The sequence below is a fragment of the Vibrio sp. E14 genome (assembly GCF_020515785.1).
GTDB lineage: Bacteria > Pseudomonadota > Gammaproteobacteria > Enterobacterales > Vibrionaceae > Vibrio > Vibrio diabolicus.
Map to the genome: position 1 here is coordinate 255,069 of NZ_JAHPJI010000003.1, position 25,640 is coordinate 280,708.

The following is a 25,640-nucleotide window of genomic DNA, read 5'->3' on the forward strand; positions in this document are numbered from 1 at the left end:
TTATGCTGTCCATCTTTGATATTTACAAGATTGGTGTGGGCCCTTCTAGCTCTCACACCAATGGTCCAATGATCGCGGGTTACCACTTCACTCGTTTGATTGAATCGAACCTGGCAAAAGTGGTTCGTATTCAAGTCGATTTATACGGTTCACTCTCGTTAACGGGGATTGGTCACCATACTGACCGTGCAACGATTTTGGGTCTGTTGGGTAATAAACCAGATACCATCAAAATCGCTTCTGCGAACAAAGCGATGCGCAAGGCGATTGAAGAGGGCATGATGTCTGTCGATGGCCGTCATGAAATCGAATTCAACTACAAAACGGATATGTTGTTCCATGAAGAGAATCTTCCTCTGCATGAGAATGGCATGACGATTACTGCGTTAGATGCGCACGGCAATCAGGTTGGTTTTGAAACTTACTATTCTATCGGTGGTGGTTTCATCGCAACGGCGGATGAACTGCAAAATGGCAGTGCGACTGCACCCGTAGAAGTTGAGTTTCCATTCTCCAGCGCAGACGAAATGTTGGCACAGGCAGAGAAGAATGGCATGAGCCTCGGCGGTATGATTCTGAAAAACGAACAAGCGTTTCAGGATATGGAAGCTATCAATCAACGCGCAGAACAGATCTGGCGTGTGATGACGCGTTGCATGGAGCGCGGTTTTGAGACAGAAGGTATCTTGGATGGTGGCTTGAACGTGACCCGCCGTGCGCCAAACTTGTTGAAGAAGCTTGAAGCAAATGCAGCAATCGAAAACGATCCAATGGAAATCATGGATTGGATTAACCTATTTGCTTTTGCTGTAAGTGAAGAAAACGCTGCTGGTGGACAAGTGGTGACGTCGCCAACCAATGGTGCGGCGGGTGTGATTCCTGCGGTATTAATGTACTACCATCGCTTCATCAAAGAGCTCGATACTAAACAGCTTAAAGACTTCCTTGCTGTATCCGGTGCGATTGGCATCTTATACAAAACTAATGCGTCTATCTCGGGTGCCGAAGTGGGTTGTCAGGGCGAAGTTGGCGTGTCTTCTTCCATGGCGGCAGCTGGCTTGACGGCGCTGCGTGGTGGTAGCAATGAACAAATTTGTATTGCGGCCGAGATCGCCATGGAGCACTCACTAGGCATGACTTGTGACCCAATTGGTGGCTTAGTGCAAGTGCCGTGTATTGAGCGTAATGCGATGGGTGCAATGAAAGCGATCAATGCTTCTCGCATGGCATTAAAGCGTAATAGTAAATGTTTGATCTCGTTGGATAAGGTGATTGAAACCATGTACCAAACGGGCAAAGACATGAACAAGAAATACCGCGAGACGTCACTGGGTGGATTGGCTCTGGTTCACCTAGCGCCACCTTGCGAATAATGAGTTAAGTAAATCTAACCAATAAAAAAGCCGAAGCACAGAGATGCATCGGCTTTGCTTTTTTGGAACGTTTATAACTTAGCTATGCGGTTGCTCACCTTTTGGTGTGCTTTGGTTTGGTTGGTAATGCAAAATCACCATCGAAGTAGGTGATAGCAAAACCTCGCCTTCAGCATGCCCTGGGTTGAGGTTACGTACGTTTGTGTCGCAGATCGTTACCCATTCTTGCTTTCGCTCATTAGGGAGCTTAAAGCGCGCTGTAGCGTTAGTTTGGTTGATGAGGTAGACCAGCTCTTGTCCTTCTTTACCGATGCCAAGGTGAAGTGCGACAGAGCTTAAACGGTTCCAATCATCATGCTCCATTAAGCGACCGTCTGTTCGGCGCCAGAAAATGCGGTTGTTATTGCGGTTTTCGCCACTGAAAGCTCGGATAAATGGCACCATGTATTGATTTCGGTTGGCGACCATTTGTGACATCCACGTTTTGAAATGTTGCTTACGCTCCGTTTCTCCCCAGTTAAGCCAACTGGTTTCGTTATCTTGGCAATAGGCATTATTGTTACCGCCTTGGGTGTGAGACAGCACGTCAGCAGTGAGGATGTGTGGGATTCCAAAAGCAAACAGCAAGCTGGCAATAAGGTTGCGTTTTTGCTTCTCACGCGTGGCGATGATCATCAGATTTTCCGTCTCGCCTTCGACACCGTAGTTTTCTGAGCGATTGTCACCGTGGCCGTCGCGATTTTCTTCGCCATTAGCTTCATTGTGTTTGTGCTTGTAAGACACTAAATCTTGCAGTGTGAAGCCATCGTGATACGTGATGTAATTCACCGTGAGTTTGTATGGCCAGTTCGCTGCACTATAAATGTCACGAGAGCCCATTAATCGAGTGGCAAACTCTTTTAAATAGCCTTGATCACCGCGCCAAAAACTGCGGGAAATATCACGCAGTTTGTCATTACACTCGTTCCAGCCAAATGGAAAGTTACCCACTTGGTAGCCATTTGGGCCAATATCCCAAGGTTCGGCAATCAATTTGGTTTCACGCAAAATTGGGTCTTGCGCGACGGCTTTAAAGAAAGCTGCTTCTGGGTTGTAATCATCGCCCTGTCGACCTAACGTTGCAGCCAAGTCAAAACGGAAGCCATCGACTTTAAATTCGCTAACCCAGTAGCGCAATGTATCCATTACAAGGTTTAAAGCGGGTTGATAGGTGAGATCGACCGTGTTGCCACAACCAGTGTAATTTGCGAAGTGGTTGCCATGTTTGATGTAAAAACGGGAATCGAGCGCTTTCAGGTTGAAAATTGTAGGCCCTTCCCCCCCCTCTGCGGTGTGGTTGTAAACTACGTCGAGAATCACTTCGATGCCGTTTTTGTGCAGTTCTCGAATCGTTGTTTTGAGCTCTGTGACGGCGTCTTTTTCTGCATAGCGCGGATCAGGCACCATAAAGAGATAAGGGTTGTACCCCCAATAGTTGACCTTTTCCATCTCTAGTAGGTGAGGCTCATGCATACACGCAGCGACAGGTAGCAATTGCAGCGTGTTGATGTTTTGCTGTTCATAAAAGGCCAGCATTTTAGGTGATGCAAGACCTAAATAGCGCCCCTTCAGCTTGTCCTCAACTTCTGGGTGAAGTTGGGTAAGCCCTTTGACGTGTGTCTCAAACAACACCATCTCTTCTCTGGGTATACGCGGATGATCCGTATCTTGCCAGTCAAAATTATCTTCGATAACGATGCACTTCGGCATATCGAAACTTTTGGCTGGAGAGTAGGGAGGGTGGTAGTGGAGGGCTTTATCAATTGACTTTGCGTAAGGGTCAGAAATTAATAGTGGCTCTTCCTTGTGCGAGACAAGGTAACCGTATTTTTGCCCCGGCTTAATATCCGGAATAAAAGTATGACGTATGCCAGCGTATTCATTCGGTAAATCATGAAGCGCGTAACTGCCATCGTCTGCAAACAGGGCGAGTTTTATGTCTTTATTCCCTGGTGCGTGAATAGAGAAGTTACAACCTTCTTTATTTACAGTTGCACCCAAGGGGTATGGGCGAGAGAGAAGTCGTGTCATCGGAGATACTTTATTTAATACTTATTGCTACCTTTAGGAAACTATAAGTTAAAAACTTTGTCTTACTAAGGTCAACCACCCTAAATATAAAAATATTCATGTAATTTAATTACTTTATGTGACGGCTTAGAGTCAAAAATATGAAATGGCTATCACTTTGTAGCGGCTCAAAACCGAATAAACTTACTAATTCCTCCCTAGATTGGTGATCTGACTCGAAAAAACACCATTCGGTAAATTTTCTACTCCCTTCTCATCCCCCCTAAATTAGTTTGGGGCGGAGGAAGTCATCCTTGTACGCCTCGGGTAATCTCATAACTGTTGAAACAAACGGGGATTCGTTCCCATCTTACCTCTCTTTCTTTAGGTGTGTTTTTACTGCCTATATTCACCTAAAAGAGTGAGCAGGGAAGACAGAATTATAAATACCCTTAATGGAGTTAAGAATGAAAAAAGTAAGTGCAATTGCTGCTGCTGTGGCTGCAACTTTAGCTGCTGGTTCTGCGTTCGCAGTGGATTTCCACGGTTACATGCGTGCTGGCGTTGGCGTGAACGCTGACGGTGGTCAACAATTAACATTCGAAAAGAACAAGATCGGTCGTCTAGGTAATGAAAGCGATATCTACGGCGAGATTCAACTAGGTAAAGAAGTTTACAACAACAACGGCAAAACGTTCTACGTAGACTCTATGGTTGCAATGACTTCTAATGGTTCAAACGACTGGGAAAGCACTTCTGCTAACTGTGGTTTGGATAACGGCGAAGTGAAATGTGTTGACGATGCACAATTCGCACTACGTCAATTCAACGTTCAAGCTAAAGGCCTACTAAACTTTGCTCCAGAAGCAACACTTTGGGCTGGTAAGCGCTACTACCAACGTCACGACATTCATATCTCTGACTTCTACTACTGGAACATCTCTGGCGCGGGCGCTGGTGTTGAAGGTATCGAAGCTGGTCCAGGTAAAGTTTCTTTCGCTTGGGTTCGTAACGACCGTGGCGATATCGCAGATCCAGGTAACGATGGCGGCGATACAAACGTTAACACTCTAGACGTACGTTATGCAGGTCTTCCTCTATGGGACAACGGTTCTCTAGAAATGGGCTTGAACTACGCAATCCTTAACGAAACTGACGCTGCGCCAAACGGCACTAAAGATGCGAAAAACGGCGTAATGTTCACAGCAGAATTGACTCAAGGTCTAGACGCTGGTTTCAACAAAACAGTGCTTCAGTACGGTACTGAAGGCTACTCAAAAACAATGGCATTCTACGGCGACGGTAGCTGGTACGGCGCAGAAGCTGATAACGGTGCATCTGGTTACCGTCTAATCAACTGGGGTGTAATCGGCATGGGTGACAGCTGGGAAATGGGTCACCAGTTAGTTTACGGTGTTGGTGAAGACATGTGGGCTGGCCAAGACAAGTGGGAAACAATGTCTGTTGTAGTTCGTCCAATGTACAAATGGGATGACAACCACAAAACTATCTTCGAAGCTGGTTACGCTATCGATGATAACGACGGCGACGAAAACAAATACGGTAAGCTAACTGTTGCTCAAGCATGGTCTGCTGGTTCTAGCTTCTGGGCTCGTCCTGAAATCCGTGTTTACGCTTCTTACCTAACGGCTGACAAAGAAGACAACTCTAACACATTTGACAACGGTCGTTCAGACGATACGTTCCAATTCGGTGTACAAGCTGAAGCTTGGTGGTAATCATCTAACCACTAAGTCCTAAATTGTCCTAGAATGATACAGCCAGAACTTATCTGGCTGTATTTATTTAAAAAACAATAAAGAGTCGAGGTAGACAGTAATGAAAAAATGGCTTGCTCCCGTACTGCTGGGCATGTTGGCTACTGGTTGTGCGTCCGTAGAACAAGTAGAGATGAGTCCAAAAGGTCAGCAACAAGTGATCACTCAATCGGGTGATATTCAATGGGTAACGGTTGATGTACCTGTGGTTACTGAATTCGCTTTGACTGATAAAAGCCAAATGCTGTTGGATGGTAACAGTGCTGGCGCTATTGCAGCGTTTGCTCTTCCGGGCAACCGTGGCAGTCTCGATATCAAATTAGAGACATTCGTAAGTAAAGAACTTCAATTTTATGCTCCTAATGTCGCAGTGATGAACTCGGCAGGAGAAACCATTTACCAAGCAGATTTCTCAAAGTTTAAGTACGAACCAGCAAAACTGTTGGACAACGATAAATTCGTACTTGATCTCAATGTGATTCCAGACATGACAGGTAACGATCTGCATGTATTGGTGTACACGACTTCCGCTGATCTAAAAGGCAGTACGCAAGTTCTGCATCCTGCAAAAGCCTTCGCCATGGCGCGCCACACTCAGCCGCCAGATATTGCAGACCCTTTAGCGAAACACAGCCCACTGGGTCAGTTCCGTTTGTCGGTATCCGCAAATGATATCGTGAATACCAAGATTGTTGCGAAAAACGACAACATTCCTCAAGGTACGGATCTCACTAGCTACTACCACAGCTCAATTGAAGCGGCAGTGGCAGCGAACGATATTCCGAAAGCACTCACCTTGCTCGATGAAGCAAAAGAGCTGGGTATTGAAGGTGCGCAACAAGTGTTTGTGAAAGCCGTAAATAAAAAATAATTGAATATAAAAGGCCAGCAAAATGCTGGCCTTTTTTCATAGAATATAAACCAATAAAAATACCCCTACATAGAGTTATCTTATTCACATAATTATTTTTATTGTTTTGTTTTTTATATTGGTTAGATCAATAATTATTGACAGTTCCTAACTTATTTTTTGTACTTAGGAAATAAATAAAATTCTCGAAGTAATTTAAATTCGCAATCCGAAGATATTTATTTAGCGTTTGATATTTCCATTTTAATAACGATTGATATTTCTTTTAAACGTTGAGTTTATTTTGCTTTGGATATACTAAAAAGGAATTACGTGAAATGAACATGATGAAGACCTCTCTTGCTGCTGCCCTACTTGTTGCCTTAGTGGGTTGTCAATCGACTGTAGAACCAGAAGCGGCCGCAGAGCCCGTTGTGAATATGTCTCAAGACGAAGTGGTTGCTTTCATGAAAGCGTGTGACAACCCAGATAGTACGGCGAAAGGACCAATTTCTAAACCACTGTTTGTGGTGGGTACGTTTGCGGATTCCGACTGGAAACACGTGCCTCAACGTCAATACACCTACAAAGGGAATAACTTCTACCAAGCTGTAGTTCAAGAAAAAGTAGGTTCCTACAAAATGCAGTATGCGACCGAGTTGTGGTTCCCACAATTTACCGCTAAAGGGAATCGAATGAACGTTGGTGAATTAACACCACTAACATTTGGTGGTTACGGTACAGATACTTCAGTTGATATTAAAGAAGATGGTAAATATGTCTGGAGCCTTCAATTTGAAGGAAAAGGCAAACCGCTTCATGTTATGGTAAATAAGTGTCAATAATATTCCATTCAGTTATTTAAAATCTGTTTTTATTTATTAACCCCTACATGGGAAGCATGTTGGGGTTAATTTTATTACTCAACTTTTTTTACTTAATTTGAGTAAGTTAGGGAGAATAAAATGCGTAACGTTCGACGTAACCATCGCCTGTATCGATCGCTGCTTGCATTAAGTATGATTGGTGCTTTATCTGCGTGTAATTCTTCTGGTGGTGGCGATACTAATAGCAGCACTCCGCAACCGGATACCAGTTATGCTTGCCAAGCCAATGTCATGGCGCAAAGTAACCAACTTCGTACTTATCAAATCATGGTCGAGAGTTTTGTGGATGGCGATGCGAGCATTGGTCACGGTACGGGCTATGGCACCAGTCATCATAATGGCGATTTGCAAGGGGTGATTGATTCACTCGATTACATCCAAGATTTAGGGATGAACGCGATTTGGTTGACGCCAGTTTTTGAGTCTGAAGCGATAGCAGGACAAGATCACTGGGCCGATCGTTTGGATGCCACGGGCTATTTTGCTACAGATTACTTTAAGATCGACCCAAAATTTGGTGATTTAGCGACCGCGAAAACCCTAGTTGAAGAAGCACACAAACGTGGTTTGTACGTATTTTTTGATGGCGTATTTGGTCATTACAAAGATGGCTTGATCAAACCCTCACCTTCCGGTTTGCTGCCATCTGGATCAAGCAACCCGGTTGATTATCCGGCCAGTCTCGATTTCTACAAAGAGGTGGCGACGTATTGGATCAAAGAACTCAAAATTGACGGTTGGCGTTTAGATCAAGCCTATCAAGTTCCGACAGACGCTTGGACACAACTTCGTAAAGCTGTCGATGAAGCCTCACAAAGTGTGACGTACACCAATAGCAAAGGTGAACAAGTGAATCCGTTGGGTTACATGGTGGCAGAGATTTGGAAAGGGGAGTCTGAGATCGCGAATGAGGCGTATGGATCGAACAGCGATCCAGCATTGTGCTCTGCATTTGACTTCCCGATGCGCTATCGCATCGTAGAAACACTGGCCGTGAACGAGAGTGGCGTGGGTGGTCGCGGTGTGGATTGGCTAGACAACGGCTATAGCACACACAACCAATATCCAACGCATGCGCAGCCGAATTTGATGATCGGCAACCATGATTTAGTACGCTTTGGTGACTTGTTGCAACGCGGAAACTTGGCGGATGTGAATGATGCAGAATATTGGTTACGCCATAAAGCCGCGTTTGCCTTCCAAGCTGCGTACACCGGGCCAATCACGTTGTTCTACGGTGATGAAATCGGGGATCAAGTGGATGGTTTTGCCGCAAAAGAAGACAACAACACCTGCGCCATTCAAGGTTTGTGCGATGATCACGTTGCGCGCAGCAGTGCAAAAATTGAAGGTATGACGGCGACACTTGACGCAAACCAAGCCGATCTCAAAGCTTATGTGAAATCGCTGATGACGATGCGCAGTGCGCACCCAGCATTGTATCAGGGGTCACGCATGAATTTAGTTGCGAGTAACGGCAGTTATGTGGACTTGAAACAATCTGGTTCAGACAAAGTCTTGTTTGCGCTAAATACCTTAGAGAGCGCGAGAACCGTCATTCTTGCTCAGGAGAATGTTGGAACTGGTGAGTTGGTGGATTTGCTCACGAATGAAAAAATTACGCCAAGCAATGGTCAATATCAAATTCCGATGTCGCCATTACAAGGTCGATTCTTTGCGGTTACACCCTAAGGAAGTATCCAGAATCACCGCTCATCAGTTGAGCTGACCAGAAGCTTTTCTCATACACAAGCCAAGTGTTGTTGCTGACCCCCATAGGCGCACACTTGGCTTTTTTCCGTCCGTTTTACTTTTCCCTTAATGGTTTTCCAACGATGTAGCCAACAGGTTGCTTCGCTTTTTTCATTGGCGTTTGTTTTCGGCAGGCAGATATTTGTGAGATAAGCTGCACATTAAAAAGTAAATTAACACTTGTGCAACGTAAAAGTGTGACCGAAGGATTACTTATGCCTTACTAATATGTTTATCGTGTTTGGGATTTACATAACTAATGGAAAAGTATAATGAAATCCATAACGAAACCCCTCTGTCTTCTTGCTGTTATTAGCTCTCCGCTTGCATATAGCCAAATTCTCAATGGTGACTTTGAACAGTGGAATGGCAGTGCGCCTACGCAGTGGTCAGTGATTGACGCTGGCATCGCGGTGTCGCCAAGCAGCGAACAAATCAAATCGGGCGGCCTGGCTGCTCAAGTCGTCGTGAATACAGGTACCCAAAGCAACACTGACCTTTTGCAAACCATTAATGTGGAGCAAGGGAAAACCTATCCGTTTTCTGTCTCGGTTTATCACACCGAAGGAAATGTAAAAGCACGTCTGGTGGTTGATGGTTATCACAATTACTCAGATCCGCAGCAGGTAAACCAGTGGCAAGAGCTCGCGCACAACTACACAGCGAGCTCGAACAAGACCATCAATGTCGGGTTGCGTTTTTACGATGAAGCCAGTTTTGATGGCTCAGAAGTTGTCTACGTCGATAATTTTCAACCGACTGAGACGAGTACACAACCTCCTGTAGAAAGTTGTAGTGATCATGAAGTGGTTCTTACACTCACGACGGACAACTATGGCTCAGAAACTAGCTGGGAGTTGAAAAATAGCCAAGCGCAAGTGCTTTTCTCTGGTCAGGGGTATGAGTCGTCAACCACTGTTGAAAAGACCATGTGTTTAGCCGATGCTAACTACCAATTTACGATTCAAGACAGCTATGGCGACGGCATTTGCTGTGGCAATGGTTCGGGGTCTTACGCGTTGAAGGTGGGGGATAATACACTTGCCTCTGGCGCTGAATTTGCGAAAAACGAAACCACCGACTTTACGTTAGGTGACTCAACCACGACCCCACCAGTAGTTGATGGTTACTACCAAGCGGCGTCTGGCAAGACGGGCTACGCTCTAAAAACGGCGCTGTTTAACATCATCAACAACCACACTAGCCGAGGTTATTCTGCGGTGTGGACCTTGGTAAAAGATGCTGATATTGATCGCTATTACGAAAATGATGGCTCTATTCTCGATATGTATTCAGAGAAACCTGCGGGCAGTGATGCTATCAGCTTCACGAAAGTGACAGACCAATGTGGTCAATATAGCCAAGAAGGGGATTGCTACAACCGTGAACACTCGTTCCCGAAAAGCTGGTTTGGCGGTAAAGTTGAGCCGATGAACTCCGATGGTCATCATTTGTTTGCGACCGATGGCTATGTGAACGCGAAGCGCAGTAACTGGCCATTTGGTGAAGTTGCCACCGCGACGTACGTGTCTAGTAATGGCTCTAAACTTGGTCAAGCAAGCACAGGCCTAGGTTATTCCGGTACGGTGTTTGAGCCGATCGATGAGTTTAAAGGCGATTTTGCTCGTGCCTATTTCTACATGGCAACCCGCTATGAAAATGTTGTAGGTAACTGGGAAGGCAATTCAAGCAATGCGGATGCTGTCCTTGATGGTTCAAGTTCAACGGTTTTTGAACCTTGGATGTTAAACATGCTGAAACGTTGGCACAAAAATGATCCCGTTAGTGAAAAAGAACAAAACCGCAATCAACAAGTGTTTGAGTTTCAGGGCAATCGTAATCCATTCATTGATCATCCTGAGTTTGTTGAACAGATTTGGGGAAACTAATACCTTCTTGATTTTGGTATCCACCATTTAGTGACGCCAACAAAACAAAGGGGAAGCGTGATGCTTCCCCTTTTTCATTACGGATGTTTTTAAATGAAACTAGTTTTTCGTTACCGTCACGATTGGCGCCGACTTGTCAGCCGCGTTGAAGTGGAAGTTGTAATTTCCCGCTTCTGCAATCGCAATTTTCAGGTTTGCACTACCGCTACCGACTTCCATCGTCAGCGCTTTACCAAGCTCAACACTGCCTTCGCCACCGAAGTTGGTGTCTGCTGCCCAGTCTGCGCTCGCAACTTTCATCTCGTAGTTGCCCGCCGCTAGGTCAATGTCTAGCGAGTAAACGTCATTTGCTACATAGCTGAACTTCGCAGTTGAGTCTTGCGCTGGAGTATCCCATGTGGTGATAGTGCCACGTAGGTAAAGTGCTGTTTCACCGAACGTTGGTGCATCTGCTGACTTCGTCACTGAAACGACAGGTTTTTCTACGCTTTCATCTTGAACATGTAACGCGTTCAGAGTGAAGTTGTACTTACCAGTTTCAGCGACAGACAACGTACAGTTCCCCGCAGAGCCTAAGTCTAGTGAGCCAGAAGCCAAATCTGCAGCATCACAACCGATGTTTGGATTTGCCCATCCTGAGTCCGCAAATTTGAACTCGTGTTCACCTGCTTCAAGAACGCCAGTTACAGAGTACATGCCGTTGCCAATAAAGGTCATCGCCCAGTCACTGCTATCAGACCACTCGTTCATCGTGCCTTTCACGTAAACCACAGTTTCGCCGTAAGGAGGAATGCTCGATACGTCTTTGTTATCCGTGTTTACTGGTAGGCCAGCACCTTGCGTGCCGTTTTGTGGCTGCACGAATACCGCTGTTGTCAGTGCTGGTACTGTGAACGTTTCATTGGCGAAGCTTGCACCTTTCACGATGTCATCCGCAGAGTTTTGTTGAACTTCATGCAGCTCGAAACCAGTTGCGCCAGCAACTTTGAAAGATTTCTCAGTTGATGTTGAGTTAACAACGGCCACGATAGCATCGTAGTTCGAATCCAAATCGGCACCTGCTGATGTGCCATCGTCGATAGACATCACAATCAAGCCTTCTACTTGGTCTTGGCCCACGTTGCGGAAATCAACACGATTCATCACTTCTTGCGCGGTGTCTAAGCGGAACAGTTCGCTTGTACTACGGATTTTTAGTAGCTCTAGGAATTGTTGCTTCGTCAGCTCGATGTCCGTTGAGTCTGGTTTCGCCGTGCTGTCACCGACGATGGTTTTGATCAACTCCCAGTTTGCACCGTCTTTGTCTTCACGTGGTAGACCAACGTTCCAGTTATTGTCGCTTCCATCGAAGAATACACGGTTGAACCAGTCACCAGAATCGTACGAGTCACGCTGCATTGACTTAGAGCGCAATAGCTCAGAACCCATGTGAATGAACGGAATACCTTGACCTAGCATCACCGTTGATAGTGATACAGACTGCATTCGTGCTCGCTCAGCAGATGAAGTACCTGTCGCAATCTTGTAAGCGTTGTTGTCCCACAGCGTTTGGTTATCGTGCTTAGACACGTAGGAAATGTTCTCTGATGGCACTTTTGTGTAGCCTGCTGGAGCACCATTGTAATCAACATTCTTACCAAGTTTGGTTTCGCCTTTGTAATCCAGAAGGACGTAGTCAGCTAAGTTACCAGCCATACCTAGACGAACCAGATCTTGGTTGTGTAGGCGGCCATTCACAGATTCTGCATCAGTTTTAGTTTCTTCGTTCGGGTAAGCAGCGTTACCAAAGCCTTGGTTGAAGCGAAGCGGGTGCTTACCTTCTGAATCTACACCGCCATCAAACGGGCTTCCGCCACGAACTGCGTCACGCAGACGATCAGAGAAAGTACCGATTTCTGTCCCCGCCATGTTGACTTGTGTAGCTTGATCGAAGCGAGCGTTTTGCGCGACTTCACCGAAGTCCCAGCCTTCGCCGTAGAATAAAGTATTCGGATCAATTTCACGGACTTTTTCAAGTGCGTAAACCATGACATCTTTCGGCTGGTGGCCCATAAGGTCAAAACGGAAACCATCGACTTTATAGTCATCCGCCCACACCATCAATGAGTCAACCATCAGTTTACCCATCATTAGGTTTTCGGTGGCGGTGTTATCACAACAGGTTGAGTTTTCTACGCCGCCAGTGTTGACGTTTAGGCGGTGGTAGTACCCAGGGACAATCTTATCCAGTACTGATTTTTCGTTCACACCAGATGCATTTGTGTGGTTGTACACGACGTCCATGACCAGTTTCAGATCCATTTTATGCGTCGCTTGAACCATTTCGCGGAACTCAAGAATACGCTTAGACCCGTTAGGATCGGTCGCATAACTGCCTTCTGGCACGGTGTAGTGGTATGGGTCGTAACCCCAGTTGAAGCTGTCTAGCATGCGAAGATCGTTCATCAACGCTTGTGCTTTGCCCGTTGTTGGGTCGTAGCTGTTTAATACCTCTTCAATCACTTTGCCGTCATCTTCGGTCTCACAAATGGAGGCTTCTGGCTTGATGCCACAAAGTTTACCCACGGTGTCGGTGATATCGACTCGCTGGTCAGCGTCTTCATCCACGGTTGCAATATCAAATGCTGGCAGGATATGCAGCGTTGTTAGGCCTGCATCTTTTAAGGCTTGTAAGTGAGAAACAGACTCACGCTCAGATTCTGTAAGGGCAAGATATTTGCCATCAAGACTTGGCGTGCCTTTGCTGTCGTTAAAGCTGAAATCACGAATGTGTGACTCGTAAAGGACGTGGTCTTCGTCTTTTTTAACCGTTGGGCGTGCGTAGTTTTTCCAATCTTGAGGCATTAAGCTTGGATCATCTAAATCAACCACTTGCGAGTATCGTGAGTTTTTAGACAAGCTCATTGAATATGGGTCTGTTACCAAACGCGTTTCAACGACGCCAGTTGTTGGGTGGTATACCTTAACTTGGTAGCGATAGTATTTGTTAACGACGTTGCTTTGTGCCTCAGAAACCCAGATACCTGTTGCTGGGTCTTCCGTCATGGCAACGGTCGCTTCTTCTGCTAAGTTTTCATCGTAGATTATCAGATCAACATCTTGGGCAGTTGGTGCCCATAGTTTGAAGGTTGCGGCACCGCCTTCCACAATCGCGCCGAGTTCTTGACCAATCGCGTTACCAGCCTCGGAATCGGCAAATACTGCATCAAGAACCCCCGGTTTTTGCACTTCAGTTGCAGAAATGACGTCACCATTTGCGTTGTAAGCTACCATAACGATTTGTGACTTCAGGATCGTGCGTAGGGTCGCGTCATCGACATCAATGCCTGCAGCTTGGAGGCTAGCAAGGTGACGGAAGCGTGATTTCAGACCATCAGATAAATCACCTGCTTTCGTCAACTCAACCGCTGTGCCACCGGAGATTTGCTTGTCTTCATCCATTTTAATGTCGTTGCTGAGGCTGTAGAACAGCTTCATGGAATCCGCATTGGCCGCCGCTTCCCACGCGATGGTGTTGGCATCTAGCCAATGCGCTTTTTGACCATCAATATCAACAGGGCGTTCTTCGATTGGCTCGTAGTAAAGTTCACTGCTGCCGTGGAAGCCAAACAACCCTTTAGATTCGCCGATTTTCGTCAGCTCTACTTTTGAGTTTGCACTGCCGAATGCTTTCTCATCACCTTTGTGCAGAATGAAGTTCATGCATTCGTGTGGGTCAGAGGCATCTGGGTTCACTTTCAGTACGTAGTAAGCACCGTAGGTGTCGTTGATGCCATCGAATGGATGCGGTGCCGACCAATCCGTTCCTGTGCCAGGAATGCCCATTGCGTCTAAATCTGTGCTGGTACAGCCTTCACCGTTCCACAGGTGCAAGCCCCAACCTTCGTAGTCGCTGGCCGTTGAAGCGGACGCCACATCGCGTTTGTAATAAATGACGACCTCGTTCTCTCCCGCAGGGTACAAGCCTGAGCCTGGGTTCGTCGTATCTTCGTTCGTGCTATCACTACCACAACCGCTGATGACTGCGACGGAAATCAAAGGCAGTACGGTTTTGGCAATTGTTGATAATTTAAATGTCTTATTGTCCACGTTTACAAATCCATTGTTATTGAATTGATATTGAGCTGCGCGCTGCCTTCGCTGACTCAGTCATCAAGAAGGTTTCGCACACGCTAGAAAGGCAGATGCCGAAAAAGGAAATGTTCAACTAGATGCTAATACACTGAATCATCAGCAAAATGTGAGAGCAGGCAGTTAAGTTTTTTACAAGTGAAAATTTTCTGTCACAGTCGATTTTGTTCACAAATTAAATAATAAAACAGACGCATAGTGAGAGCTTCTGCACATCATTAAAATGTAAATTTTTATAGGAGGAGCAAGGGGGGATGATAGGGGAGGAGAATATCTCAGCCCCAAAACCGTGATTAAGTTCTATAAAAATCGCAGTGATATTTTTTAATTAAAAATAAGTTGCAGTGATATTGAATAAAATACCGCCATTAAGTCTTGGCAAGCTTCAGATTTTCGCTAAGTGGTCGTTATATAATGAAGGTAGTCGGCGTTATGTCGGCGCGTGATCTTAAGATTTCCCTGAGAGGGAGATGAATTGGGCCCTGAAACCAAAAGAGGCTATTTATGAGTAGTATGGGCATTGCCATTGCGGCAACTGGCCTTTCACTCGTCCTGATATTTGTGTGGATGATCTCGTTGTCGATGCGGAAACAGAGACTCGAGGCAGAGAGGAAAGCTCGCGAAGCCGCTTATCGAAAGGCGATGCAAAAAGCGCGAGAGCAAGAGCGTAAAGAGCGTGAGTTCAAAGCAGAAACCGGGCATATCCCCACCATTTTATTTCTAGCGAAAGAAGCTGAGAAGGACAACATTCGTCAAGCGCTGTATTGGTATGATAAAGCCGCTAAGTTGGACAATGTGACGGGAATGTACGGTATTGTTCGCTTGAGTGAGCGCATGCGTGAAGATGTGATTTTAAAAGAGCAGGCAAACTTTTGGCGTACCGCCATTGCCGGAATGGAAGGGGATACCGAAGCGAAATTTGCGACAGGCAAAGCGTTGGTTTTTGGTCGCGGAACGGAAAAAAATATTCCCAAAGGTAACCAACTGATTGAAACTGCAGCCGAAGAAGGCTGCATTGATGCCATGCTTTACATGGGTGAATGGCAACTTTCACCAGACAATAGTGCAGGACGCAGTGCAGATGCGCTTTATTGGTTTATGAAAGCGGCTGAAAAAGACAGTGCGGACGGAAAGATCCAAGTTGGCTTATGTTATCTAAATGGTGTTGGTACAGAAAAAAGCATGGTCAAAGGCTGCTATTGGCTTGAAAGAGCCGCAGAAGGTGGTAGCGCCGAGGCGATGTATCATGCTGGCGAAGCGTGGAAGGACAAAGGTAAAACAGGCAATGCGATTGCTTATGTTTGGTTGTTTCTTGCTGCCAATATGGGGTATCAGCCAGCGCGTACGTTGCGTGACGAAGTGGCAACCAATATTGGTGTTGATGTCGTCGTTGGATTGCAATCCATAGCGAAACCGTTGCAAAGAAAGCTTGCGTCAGGGATGGTGAGAAAGCATTCCATTATTCGGGCGCTGAACAAGGTGTACAAACGCGAAGCGTATTTTCCTGCAGAGGAGGAGCTTAACGCGGTGTTGAGTGACGAAAATAAAGACGATGCTAACGCATGGGATGAAGCATCGGCGCCGAACTTCCAGCCTGACATGACGACCGCAACGACGGAGGGACAGACAACCACATCGTCCACCGAAAAAAAGCTCTCTAAAGAGGCGCTCGATTTCACGCAGAATTTCCTTCAACCATAATTTATCTTATCCATAAGCCTCATAATTGAGGCTTTTCTTTTGCCTTTCTGTCTCAGTATCTCTGTCGATCACAATTACAGAGTGTAAACTTATCTAAGCGATTTATTTACTGGATTGCATACTATTTATGCGATTTTTCAACACATTTTTAGTACTTCGCTAAGGCGGGATATGTTTATCTTCAAATAGAGGGATTTCCCTCTTTATCTACTTCTCCTGTTGGGCTCAAATCAAGTCTCTTCAATTGATAGCAATAATGATTGAAGAGCAATACTTGATGCCCAGAGTAATAGGTGAATAGTATTCATTACTTTATCTAATAATGTAAATTAAAAAATTTATTATAAATCTTAAATTGTGTTTTTATATTTATGCATGGATTATTGATTTTATAATTAATTAGGCGCAAGATGACGTACAAATAAAATAGCATAGATAATATGCAGAATTACACTAGGAAGTAACTTTTTCATTACATGTTTCAGCAGAAATGGAGCGAATTAGTTTGCTCTGTTTTTATTTCTATTAGAGATTTGTGTATGTTGAGAATCATTAGTGCAGATAAATTCATCTCTTCAAGATTTATCTTAGAGTACAGTAAGGCTGAGTTCGCTTCTTTATTAGGCGTTTCCGTTGCTAAGATAAGTAATATTGAAAGTGGAAAATCTTCAATCCCTCCGGTGTACGATTACGCCATTAATTATTTACTTAGTGAGCATCCTTTTAAAGATAGTGCTGTTGACGCTTTATGCTCTCACGAAACGTTAAACTTTGCTCGGCGTATTGACGTCAACACCAAAGTAAAGCGCCTGTCCTGCAAGCGCTGCGATAGCCGAAGGCTGCACGTTATGGCAGGAATGAGTGGGTTGTATTTTGTTGAGTGTATGGATTGTAAACATACCATGTACTCGTCAGGCATGTCTGTAAAGCGTTATCAACAATGGTCGAATGGTGGAGTCAAGCTAGATAGTCATTTATTCAATTAAGTTGTTTTTTCTTTATATCCAAAGTAAAGAGCCATCAATACATGTGTTGATGGCTCTTTTATTATGTGTTTAAATTTAGTTAAAACTGGAGTGTTTTAAACTGCAATAATATAATTTAACTTATTATATAGTGATGGAAATCTCAAAACTTTATTTTCTTATAATAACCTTCTTTTTAATAATGGGTGTTGTCACATAATTATTGAAGTTTCTTTCCTTTTAGGTGTGTTTCAATATCATTGAGATAGAAATTGGAAAGTGATGAAAGTCTCTAAATTTTAATTCGATAAGATAAGTCTTTTAAATATGAAAATTTAATCACGAAATTTGTAATTTGAATTTTAAATAAATATTTCGTTTGTAATATCTGTCCTTGTCATTTTTAAAGAAAAAAGAGATATTTCAAATGAAACGTTTAATTATAGGTGTTAGTAATTATATGCCTGAAGACTTTAGCTTATTAGCTGAATCTTTAGATGAACAATTTAATCGTCACTTACTGCCTTTAGAACAAGTTGAATTAACCGACGTTGGTGCAGCTATTATTACGTCAGCAGACATTAAAGCGGGTCTTCATAGAATGATTTCGGAAACAGGGTACGGAATTCCTGTTTTCTTAGTGACCGATGAAACTCCAGTTTCAGCAGAAGATTACGTTTGGTTAACGGGTGTTATTGATTTAGAAAGACAATCTATCGATTACTACTGCCGTCAAATTAATGAAGCCGTGACTAAATATGAGTGTCGTCTGCTCCCTCCTTTCTTTAAGCAATTAACGCACTACGTTGAGATGGGTAATTCGGCGTTTGACTGTCCGGGACACCAAGGTGGTCAGTTCTTCAAAAAACACCCTGCTGGTAAACAATTCTACGATTTCTTTGGCGAAAACTTATTCCGTAGTGACTTGTGTAACGCGGACGTAGACTTAGGTGACTTACTGATCCACGAAGGTTCTGCACATCAAGCGCAAACACACGCTGCAAAAGTATTTAACGCTGACAAAACTTACTTCGTACTCAACGGTACTTCTGCTTCAAACAAAGTGGTGTGTAACGCGCTAGTAACTGAAGGCGATTTGGTATTGTTCGACCGTAACAACCACAAGTCGAATCACCACGGCGCGTTAATCCAAGCGGGTGGTATGCCAGTTTACCTAGAAACGGCGCGTAACCCTTGGGGCTTCATTGGTGGTATGGATGAGCACTGTTTCGATGAAGAGTATATTCGTGCTCAAATCGCGAAAGTATCTCCAGAGCGTGCACGAGATGAACGTCCGTTCCGCCTGGCCATCATCCAGTTGGGTACTTACGACGGTACAATTTATAACGCTCGTTACGTCATGGATAAGATTGGCCACCTTTGTGACTACATCTTGTTTGACTCGGCATGGGTAGGCTATGAGCAGTTCATCCCTATGATGAAAGACTGTTCGCCACTGCTACTGGATCTGAAACCAGAAGATGCGGGTGTGATCGTGACTCAGTCTGTTCACAAGCAACAAGCTGGCTTCTCTCAAACATCGCAAATCCACAAAAAAGACCGCCATATCAAAGGCCAAGCTCGTTACTGCAATCACAAACGCTTTAACAACGCGTTTATGATGCACGCATCGACATCTCCGTTCTATGCGTTGTTTGCTGCATTGGATGTGAACGCGAAGATCCACGATGGTGAAGCAGGCTTACGTTTATGGAGCGACGCGGTTAAGACAGGTATCGAAGCGCGTAAAGAAATTCTCAAAAGTTGTGAGTTAATTCGCCCGTTCATTCCAAATGAAATTGAAGGTCAACCTTGGGGCAGCTACGACACTGATGTGATCGCGACCAATAAGAAGTTCTTCATGTTTGAGCCAGATGCAAACTGGCACAAGTTTGAAGGTTATGGTGAAGGTCAATACTTTGTTGACCCATGTAAATTGTTGCTAACCACGGCAGGTATTGCCGAAGACGGCAGCTACGCAGATTTCGGTATTCCGGCAACGCTATTGGCGAACTTCCTTCGCGAAAACGGCATCATCCCTGAGAAGTGTGACTTGAACTCCATCTTGTTCCTACTCACTCCTGCCGAAGATATGGGTAAGATCCGTCACCTTGTCGCGCAAATCAACCGATTTGAAAAATTCATTCGTGATGATGCACCTCTCAGTATCGTGCTACCAGGCGTCTACGAAGCGAACAAAGAGCGCTACCGTGGTTACACCATCCGTCAGCTATGTCAGGAAATGCATGACATGTACAAAGAGCTGAACGTGAAACAGCTACAAAAAGCGATGTTCCGCAGTGAATACTTCCCACAAATGGTTCATAAACCAGACGTGGCAACACGCAAATACTTCCGTGGTGAATGCGATTACCTACCACTTAAAGAGGCCGTCGGCCGCGTAGCCGCCGAAGGTGCACTACCTTACCCTCCAGGCATCATCTGTGTGATCACTGGTGAAATTTGGACTCAACAGGTGGTGGATTACTTCTTATCTCTAGAAGAAGGCATCAACCGCTTCCCAGGCTTCGCGCCAGAAATTCAAGGTGTGTACCTTGAAGATGTCGACGGTCGCACTACCGCACATTGCTATGTCCTAAAAGATTAATCTACCCGTTCGCACCACGCTCCGGCGTCGGTGCGAACCGCTTATTCGTGGAGAATAATTTATGAGTACTGAAACTAAAAAAATGTCGGTGGTGCAGTTAACCATTCTGACATTCATCAACATGGCCGGCTCCGGTATCATCATGCTGCCAAGTAAACTGGCGCAAGTGGGCACCATTTCTGTGTTGTCTTGGCTGATCACGGCGGCGGGCTCTTTGGCGTTGGCTTATGTGTTTGCAAAATGTGGTCGCTTTAGTAAACGTGACGGTGGTATGAACGGTTACGCGTCTTACGCATTCGGTAAATCTGGTGCGTTTATGGCGGGCTGGACTTACGGTTTGTCACTCCTTATTGCGAACATTGCGATCGCGATTACCTGTGTGGGTTACGGCTCCGCATTTTTTGAAGTGACCTTATCTCCGGTCGAAACCTGTTTGTACACCATCGCCATTCTTTGGATTTGTACTTTCGCTAACTTCGGTGGCGCGAAAATTACAGGCCAAATCGGTATCTTCACCGTATGGGGTGTGATCCTGCCGGTATGTTCGCTAGGTATTGTTGGTTGGTTCTGGTTTAACCCAACCATGTACATTGAAGCTTGGAACCCACACAGCTTGCCATTTGGTGAAGCTGTGAGTGCTTCTATTGCCATGACACTATGGGCGTTTCTTGGTCTTGAATCGGCCTGTGCGAACTCAGAAGCGGTAGAAAACCCAGAGAAGAACGTACCAATCGCAGTGCTAGGCGGTACGTTGATTGCTGCTGTAGTTTACATCGTATCGACAAACATCTGTTCTGGTATCGTTGCAAACTCTGAGCTTGCCGCTTCTACCGCACCATTCTCAACCGTATGGTCTGTGATGCTTGGCTCAGCAGCAGGTAAAGCGGTTGCTGGTATGGCGGTATTGGCTTGTGCGGGTTCTCTATTAGGTTGGCAGTTCACTATCGCGTCAGTGTTCAAATCATCTTCTGATGCGGGCTTCTTCCCTAAATTGTTCTCTCAAGTGGACAAACGTGGTACGCCAATCAAAGGTATGGTGGCCATCACGGTTATCCAATCGGTGCTGTCTTTAATGACTATTTCTCCAACGCTGAACGAGCAGTTCGAAGCGCTGGTTAACCTAGCGGTAGTAACGAACGTTATTCCTTACATCCTATGTATGGGCGCAATTTTCATCATGCAGCAAGTGGCGCACGTGCCAGAGCGCGAGATGAAAACCACCAACATTATCGCTCTGATTGGTTCCCTATACAGCTTCTACGCGCTATATGGTTCTGGCTACGAAGCGATGATGTGGGGCTCAATCGTCACCTTCCTAGGCTGGAGTGCTTACGGTCTGATTGCTGCCAAGCATGAGCCTTTAGCAAATTAAAAAATAATAATGAAAGAGCCTTCCCAAACGCGGTGTGGAAGGCTCTTTGTTTTTAGGCGCTTATGCCAAGCCCAAGTCAGAACAAGGCTCTTGGGAATAAATATCCAATGATGTGAAAACTCATTTTCGACATTTGGAGGACGAAAGATGATAAGTCAACCTGTTAAAATCGGTGACGATACCGCCGTAGTCATTCCAAGCGTAATCCTGACTCAACTCGGGATAAGGGAAGGAGATACCCTAGAAATCGCACTGAATAAAGACAAAATGGAAATCAAGAAGATGGTGTTGAAAACCAGCGCTCCAACTTACTCTGAAGAAGTTAACGAGAATTGAGTTAGAGAATCTTGGTTTGTCGGATACACTACTGGTTTCGCAAAACTGGCGCTTGCCGCTGTCTTTGAACTATCGATAACAACAATAAGAGGTAAGGTACTATGCAAGGTATCCTCTCTATACAATCTCATGTTTCTTTTGGTCATGCTGGTAACAGCAGTGCCGTTTTCCCAATGCAACGCATGGGCTTCGAAGTATGGCCGATTCATACCGTTCAATTTTCTAACCACACGCAGTATCAAGAAGGCTGGACTGGGCGAGCGTTTGCGGCTGAAGACATCAGCGAGTTAGTTCGTGGTCTTAGTAACATCGGTGCATTGGAAAAGTGCCAAGCGGTGTTGACGGGCTACCAAGGCAGCGCAGAGCAGTGCCTTGCTGTTGAAGAAACCGTGACGAAGGTGAGGCAAGCGAACCCGAAGGCACTTTATGTTTGCGACCCTGTGATGGGCGCGCCAGACAAAGGCTGTATTGTGGCGCCGGGTATTGCAGAAAACTTGTTAAACCGTCTGATGCCAATGGCAGATGTGATCGTGCCTAACCAGTTCGAGCTAAGCCAATTTGCAGAGATGGAAATCCACTCGTTAGACGATGCGATCACGGCATGCCAACGTGCACTAGCGAAAGGTCCAAAAATAGTGCTAGTGAAGCACCTTTACTGCCTAGAGAATGGCAGCTTCAACATGTTACTGGCAACGCAAGAAGGCATTTACTTAGCGAAGCGCCCTCAGTTTGAGTTTGCCAAACAACCTGTGGGGGTAGGCGATCTTATTTCGGCTATCTTCACCGCTGGATTATTGAAGGGCTGGTCTCCTAAACAAGCTTTCCAACACTGCCATGACGCGTGTTACGGGGTATTAAGCGCCACTTACCATGCAGGGGAGTGGGAGCTGCAAACTATCGCGGCACAGCAAGAGTTTGTTGAGCCAAGTAAGCATTTCTCAATTAAAGAGGTGGCTCTGGCCACCGCGTAATTGAGCGCAAATAATTAGTATATAAAAAGGGGAGCCATCATCGGCTCCCCTTTCTATTTGTTCTGTCAGTCTTACTGAGCTTTTTGCTGTTCTGATTTACAAACTGCTGCTGTGAAGACAACGTCTGTTGAACTGTTTAGTGCAGTTTCAGCAGAGTCTTGAATCACGCCGATGATGAAGCCAACCGCTACAACCTGCATTGCTACGTCGTTTGAGATACCAAACAGACCACACGCAAGTGGGATAAGTAGTAGCGAGCCACCTGCAACACCTGATGCGCCACATGCAGAAACCGCAGCCACAATACTTAGCAGTAGCGCAGTCAGTAGATCAACTTCAATACCCATAGTGTGTACAGCTGCAAGCGTTAGCGTTGTGATAGTGATTGCAGCACCAGCCATGTTAATGGTCGCACCTAGTGGGATAGATACTGAGTACGTATCTTCGTCCAGTTTTAGCTTCTCACATAGTGCCATGTTTACTGGGATATTCGCCGCACTTGAACGAGTGAAGAACGCGGTTACACCACTTTCACGTAGGCAACGGAATACAAGTGGGTAAGGGTTTTGCTTAGTTTTAACGAACACGATCGCAGGGTTTACAACAAGTGCGATGATCATCATAGCGCCAAGAAGAACCGCCAGAAGGTGTGCGTAGCTTGCTAGTGCGCTAAAGCCTGTTGTTGCGAACGTTGAAGCAACCAGACCAAAGATACCAAATGGTGCAAGACGAATGATAAAGCGAACAATGTGAGACACGCTGTGGCTGAGATCTTCAAACACGGCTTTCGTTGTTGCAGATGCGTGGTGTAGCGCAAGACCCAGACCCACACCCCAAGCAAGAATGCCGATGTAGTTTGCTTCTACCAGTGCGTTTACTGGGTTGTCGACCAGTTTAAACAACAGTGTGCGTAGAATTTCAGCAATACCTTGAGGCGGCGTTGCACCTTCAGCGCCGGTGACAAGCGTTAAATTGGTCGGGAAAAGGAAGCTTAGAACCACTGCTGATAGCGCCGCGAAGAACGTACCCATCAGGTACAGTACAACGATTGGACGCATGTACGTGTGCTGGTTTTTCTTTTGGTTCGCAATTGAAGCGGCAACCAAAATAAACACAAGGATTGGCGCGATCGCTTTAAGAGCACCAACAAAAAGGCTACCAATTAATCCTGCACTTTCGGCATGGCTTGGGGAAATTGTGGCGAGCAAAATACCAAAGACAATACCGACAAGGATCTGGACGACGAGGTTACCACGAGCAAATCGGGCAACGAGGCTGTTGTGTTGCATACATCATTCCTGCAATTTTATGCCAGAGCGAGCAGGGCAATAGTCCATCATTACACGGCGATAATGCCCTTGTATTGCAAGGGGTGAGCATTGCTTCTGGTCACTAAGACACATGATTATCAATTATCCTGTTTTTATAAATTCAGCCATTTTCTTGCTGAATATCACATATCTTAGCTTGGTAATATTTTGTGTCTAGTTTTAGTTTGTTTTTGGATTAAATGTTTGCTCAATGTTATTTAAATAAGATTTTTATGTTGAAAATTATCATTAGTTATGAGTAATGGTTTTTAATAAAGTTGTTAAAAAGGAGACTTTCGTCTCCTTTGATTTTATTGACAACTCAAACGTAACAAATCAATAACTTTGTTGGCGCCTGCGCTTATCACTCATGGCATTTCGAGTGAGTTTCCCGAACTGTCGACTTTGAGCTCTTTGTTCTGCCAAAGTCGCGCCGTTAAAGGCTTGTTCTCGCAATAGTTTTTGATAGTTATTGAAACGACGAACCTCCAGTTTGCCATTTTCAATCGCAGCTTGAACTGCGCAACCCGGCTCAGTTTGATGCTGGCAATCACCAAAGCGACAACGCTGAGCGAGAGCCTCAATGTCAGAAAATGCCTCACTGACGCCCACTTCGCAGTCTGCTAGTTGAAGCTCGCGCATTCCCGGAGTATCAATCAAGATGCCGCCATCAGGTAATAGATGGATAGAGCGCGATGTGGTTGTATGTCGCCCTTTGCTATCGTCTTCACGAATATGCCCAGTCGCCTGTTCTTGCTGCCCGAGTAATGCATTCACAAGAGTTGATTTGCCAACGCCTGAAGAACCGATAAAAGCGACGGTTTGTCCTTTTTCGCACCAGCTCATGAGTTTAGAAGCACTCTCTGTTTCTAAGCCGTTGACTGTCTCTATGACTAATAGAGGGTCGAGCTTCTGTACTTGGCTTTTTAGTTCATCAATGTTGCCACACAAATCGGCTTTGGAAAGCACGATGACGGGTTCGACTTCGGCTTCATGAGCCAAGGCGAGATAGCGTTCAATACGACTTAAATTGAAGTCGTCGTTAAGGGAACAGACGATAAAAACGGTATCCACATTTGCGGCGATGAGCTGCTCTGCCACTTTGCTGCCTGCTGCTTTGCGGCTAAAGAGGCTCAAGCGATCCAGTAAGCGAACAAATTGCTGATCGTCATTTAAGATAACCCAGTCTCCGACGGTCATATTGGGTAGAGAGTGGTGGGCATTGAGGTGGACTTGCCCCGTTTCTGTCGCCAATAGGTAACCACTTCGGTGATGCGCAATCACACGTGCAAAGATAGTGTCGTCGTAATCGTCTAGTGTCAGTTGTTGCTGAAAAAATGGTTTCCAACCCAATCGTTTTAGTGGGTTTGAAGTTGAAATTAATGTGTCACAAAAAGTATGTGTTTGATTCATTGTTGAATTATCCCAGACGCAAAAAAGCGCCTTAATACAAATCGCATTAGGGTCTAATTCGGATAGAGTTGACCCCGGTGAAGACCGGGCAGAGAAGGGGAATTGTGGCTATGCCACGCAATTGGTGCGGTTAGGGTTACCCTTGCGATGCCCAGTTAGTGTTATTCAATACAATCATCATTTGTCCTCTTCGTTGGTTAATAAATAAGTGAATTAATTAAGCCAAGAGAGTATAGCCGCCCTTTATCTTAGAGG

At 45.3% G+C, this 25,640-nt stretch carries 16 protein-coding genes; 12 read left to right on the top strand and 4 right to left on the bottom strand.

Translation table 11 applies throughout. The features are described 5' to 3' along the window. Positions 1-2: 2 nt before the first annotated feature. Positions 3-1,373, top strand: coding sequence for an L-serine ammonia-lyase (locus tag LIX84_RS10640; protein WP_085342490.1), 1,371 nt, complete (start codon positions 3-5; stop codon positions 1,371-1,373). 78 nt (positions 1,374-1,451) lie between these two features. Here LIX84_RS10640 and glgX read toward each other — a convergent pair whose 3' ends face one another. Then, a complete protein-coding gene (gene glgX, locus LIX84_RS10645; protein ID WP_226421269.1) occupies positions 1,452-3,443 on the bottom strand; it encodes a glycogen debranching protein GlgX in 1,992 nt (663 codons plus the stop codon). A 446-nt stretch (positions 3,444-3,889) separates the two neighbouring features. On the opposite strand from glgX, the gene LIX84_RS10650 reads away from it, so the two are divergent. The 5 genes from LIX84_RS10650 to LIX84_RS10670 all read left to right on the top strand — a co-directional run bounded on the left by LIX84_RS10650 (position 3,890) and on the right by LIX84_RS10670 (position 10,578). Next, the gene (locus LIX84_RS10650) at positions 3,890-5,161 is read left to right on the top strand and encodes a maltoporin (protein WP_006740823.1); all 1,272 of its coding nucleotides are present in this window, start codon (positions 3,890-3,892) and stop codon (positions 5,159-5,161) included. Positions 5,162-5,261: 100 nt separating this feature from the next. Beyond that, entirely contained in the window at positions 5,262-6,071 is an 810-nt protein-coding gene (locus tag LIX84_RS10655) for a MalM family protein (RefSeq protein WP_005398230.1), read from the top strand. A gap of 317 nt (positions 6,072-6,388) precedes the next feature. Next, on the top strand, positions 6,389-6,895 hold the full coding sequence (locus LIX84_RS10660) for a glycosidase (protein ID WP_226421270.1): 507 nt from the start codon (positions 6,389-6,391) through the stop codon (positions 6,893-6,895). 120 nt (positions 6,896-7,015) lie between these two features. Then, on the top strand, positions 7,016-8,629 hold the full coding sequence (locus tag LIX84_RS10665; RefSeq protein WP_226421271.1) for an alpha-amylase family glycosyl hydrolase: 1,614 nt from the start codon (positions 7,016-7,018) through the stop codon (positions 8,627-8,629). 332 nt (positions 8,630-8,961) lie between these two features. Next, on the top strand, positions 8,962-10,578 hold the full coding sequence (locus LIX84_RS10670; protein WP_226421272.1) for an endonuclease: 1,617 nt from the start codon (positions 8,962-8,964) through the stop codon (positions 10,576-10,578). A gap of 99 nt (positions 10,579-10,677) precedes the next feature. Here the strand turns inward: LIX84_RS10670 and pulA are convergent, their stop codons facing one another. Continuing rightward, positions 10,678-14,667, bottom strand: coding sequence for a pullulanase-type alpha-1,6-glucosidase (gene pulA, locus LIX84_RS10675; protein WP_226421273.1), 3,990 nt, complete (start codon positions 14,665-14,667; stop codon positions 10,678-10,680). Positions 14,668-15,213: 546 nt separating this feature from the next. Here pulA and LIX84_RS10680 point away from each other — a divergent pair. The 6 genes from LIX84_RS10680 (at position 15,214) to pdxY (ending at position 22,662) form a co-directional block, all read left to right on the top strand. Then, the gene (locus tag LIX84_RS10680; protein WP_046875696.1) at positions 15,214-16,410 is read left to right on the top strand and encodes a tetratricopeptide repeat protein; all 1,197 of its coding nucleotides are present in this window, start codon (positions 15,214-15,216) and stop codon (positions 16,408-16,410) included. Between the two features lie 539 nt (positions 16,411-16,949). Then, complete coding sequence (locus tag LIX84_RS10685) at positions 16,950-17,396, top strand: helix-turn-helix transcriptional regulator (protein WP_031780583.1); 447 nt, start codon at positions 16,950-16,952, stop codon at positions 17,394-17,396. A 406-nt stretch (positions 17,397-17,802) separates the two neighbouring features. Further along, the gene (gene speF / locus LIX84_RS10690; protein ID WP_226421274.1) at positions 17,803-19,983 is read left to right on the top strand and encodes an ornithine decarboxylase SpeF; all 2,181 of its coding nucleotides are present in this window, start codon (positions 17,803-17,805) and stop codon (positions 19,981-19,983) included. Between the two features lie 61 nt (positions 19,984-20,044). Beyond that, positions 20,045-21,355, top strand: a complete 1,311-nt coding sequence (gene potE, locus LIX84_RS10695; protein ID WP_226421275.1) for a putrescine-ornithine antiporter — start codon at positions 20,045-20,047, stop codon at positions 21,353-21,355. 147 nt (positions 21,356-21,502) lie between these two features. Next, the gene (locus LIX84_RS10700) at positions 21,503-21,691 is read left to right on the top strand and encodes an AbrB/MazE/SpoVT family DNA-binding domain-containing protein (RefSeq protein ID WP_005396772.1); all 189 of its coding nucleotides are present in this window, start codon (positions 21,503-21,505) and stop codon (positions 21,689-21,691) included. A 101-nt stretch (positions 21,692-21,792) separates the two neighbouring features. Continuing rightward, positions 21,793-22,662 carry a pyridoxal kinase PdxY gene (gene pdxY / locus LIX84_RS10705; protein ID WP_226421276.1) on the top strand — a complete coding sequence of 290 codons (870 nt, stop codon included), beginning with the start codon at positions 21,793-21,795 and terminating at the stop codon, positions 22,660-22,662. A gap of 71 nt (positions 22,663-22,733) precedes the next feature. Here the strand turns inward: pdxY and sstT are convergent, their stop codons facing one another. Together sstT and rsgA are read right to left on the bottom strand one after the other, a co-directional pair. After that, positions 22,734-23,951 carry a serine/threonine transporter SstT gene (gene sstT / locus LIX84_RS10710; protein ID WP_005396770.1) on the bottom strand — a complete coding sequence of 406 codons (1,218 nt, stop codon included), beginning with the start codon at positions 23,949-23,951 and terminating at the stop codon, positions 22,734-22,736. A 357-nt stretch (positions 23,952-24,308) separates the two neighbouring features. Further along, positions 24,309-25,385 (bottom strand): ribosome small subunit-dependent GTPase A, encoded by a 1,077-nt coding sequence (gene rsgA, locus LIX84_RS10715; RefSeq protein ID WP_226421277.1) that lies wholly within the window; start codon positions 25,383-25,385, stop codon positions 24,309-24,311. Between the last annotated feature and the right edge of the window lie 255 nt (positions 25,386-25,640).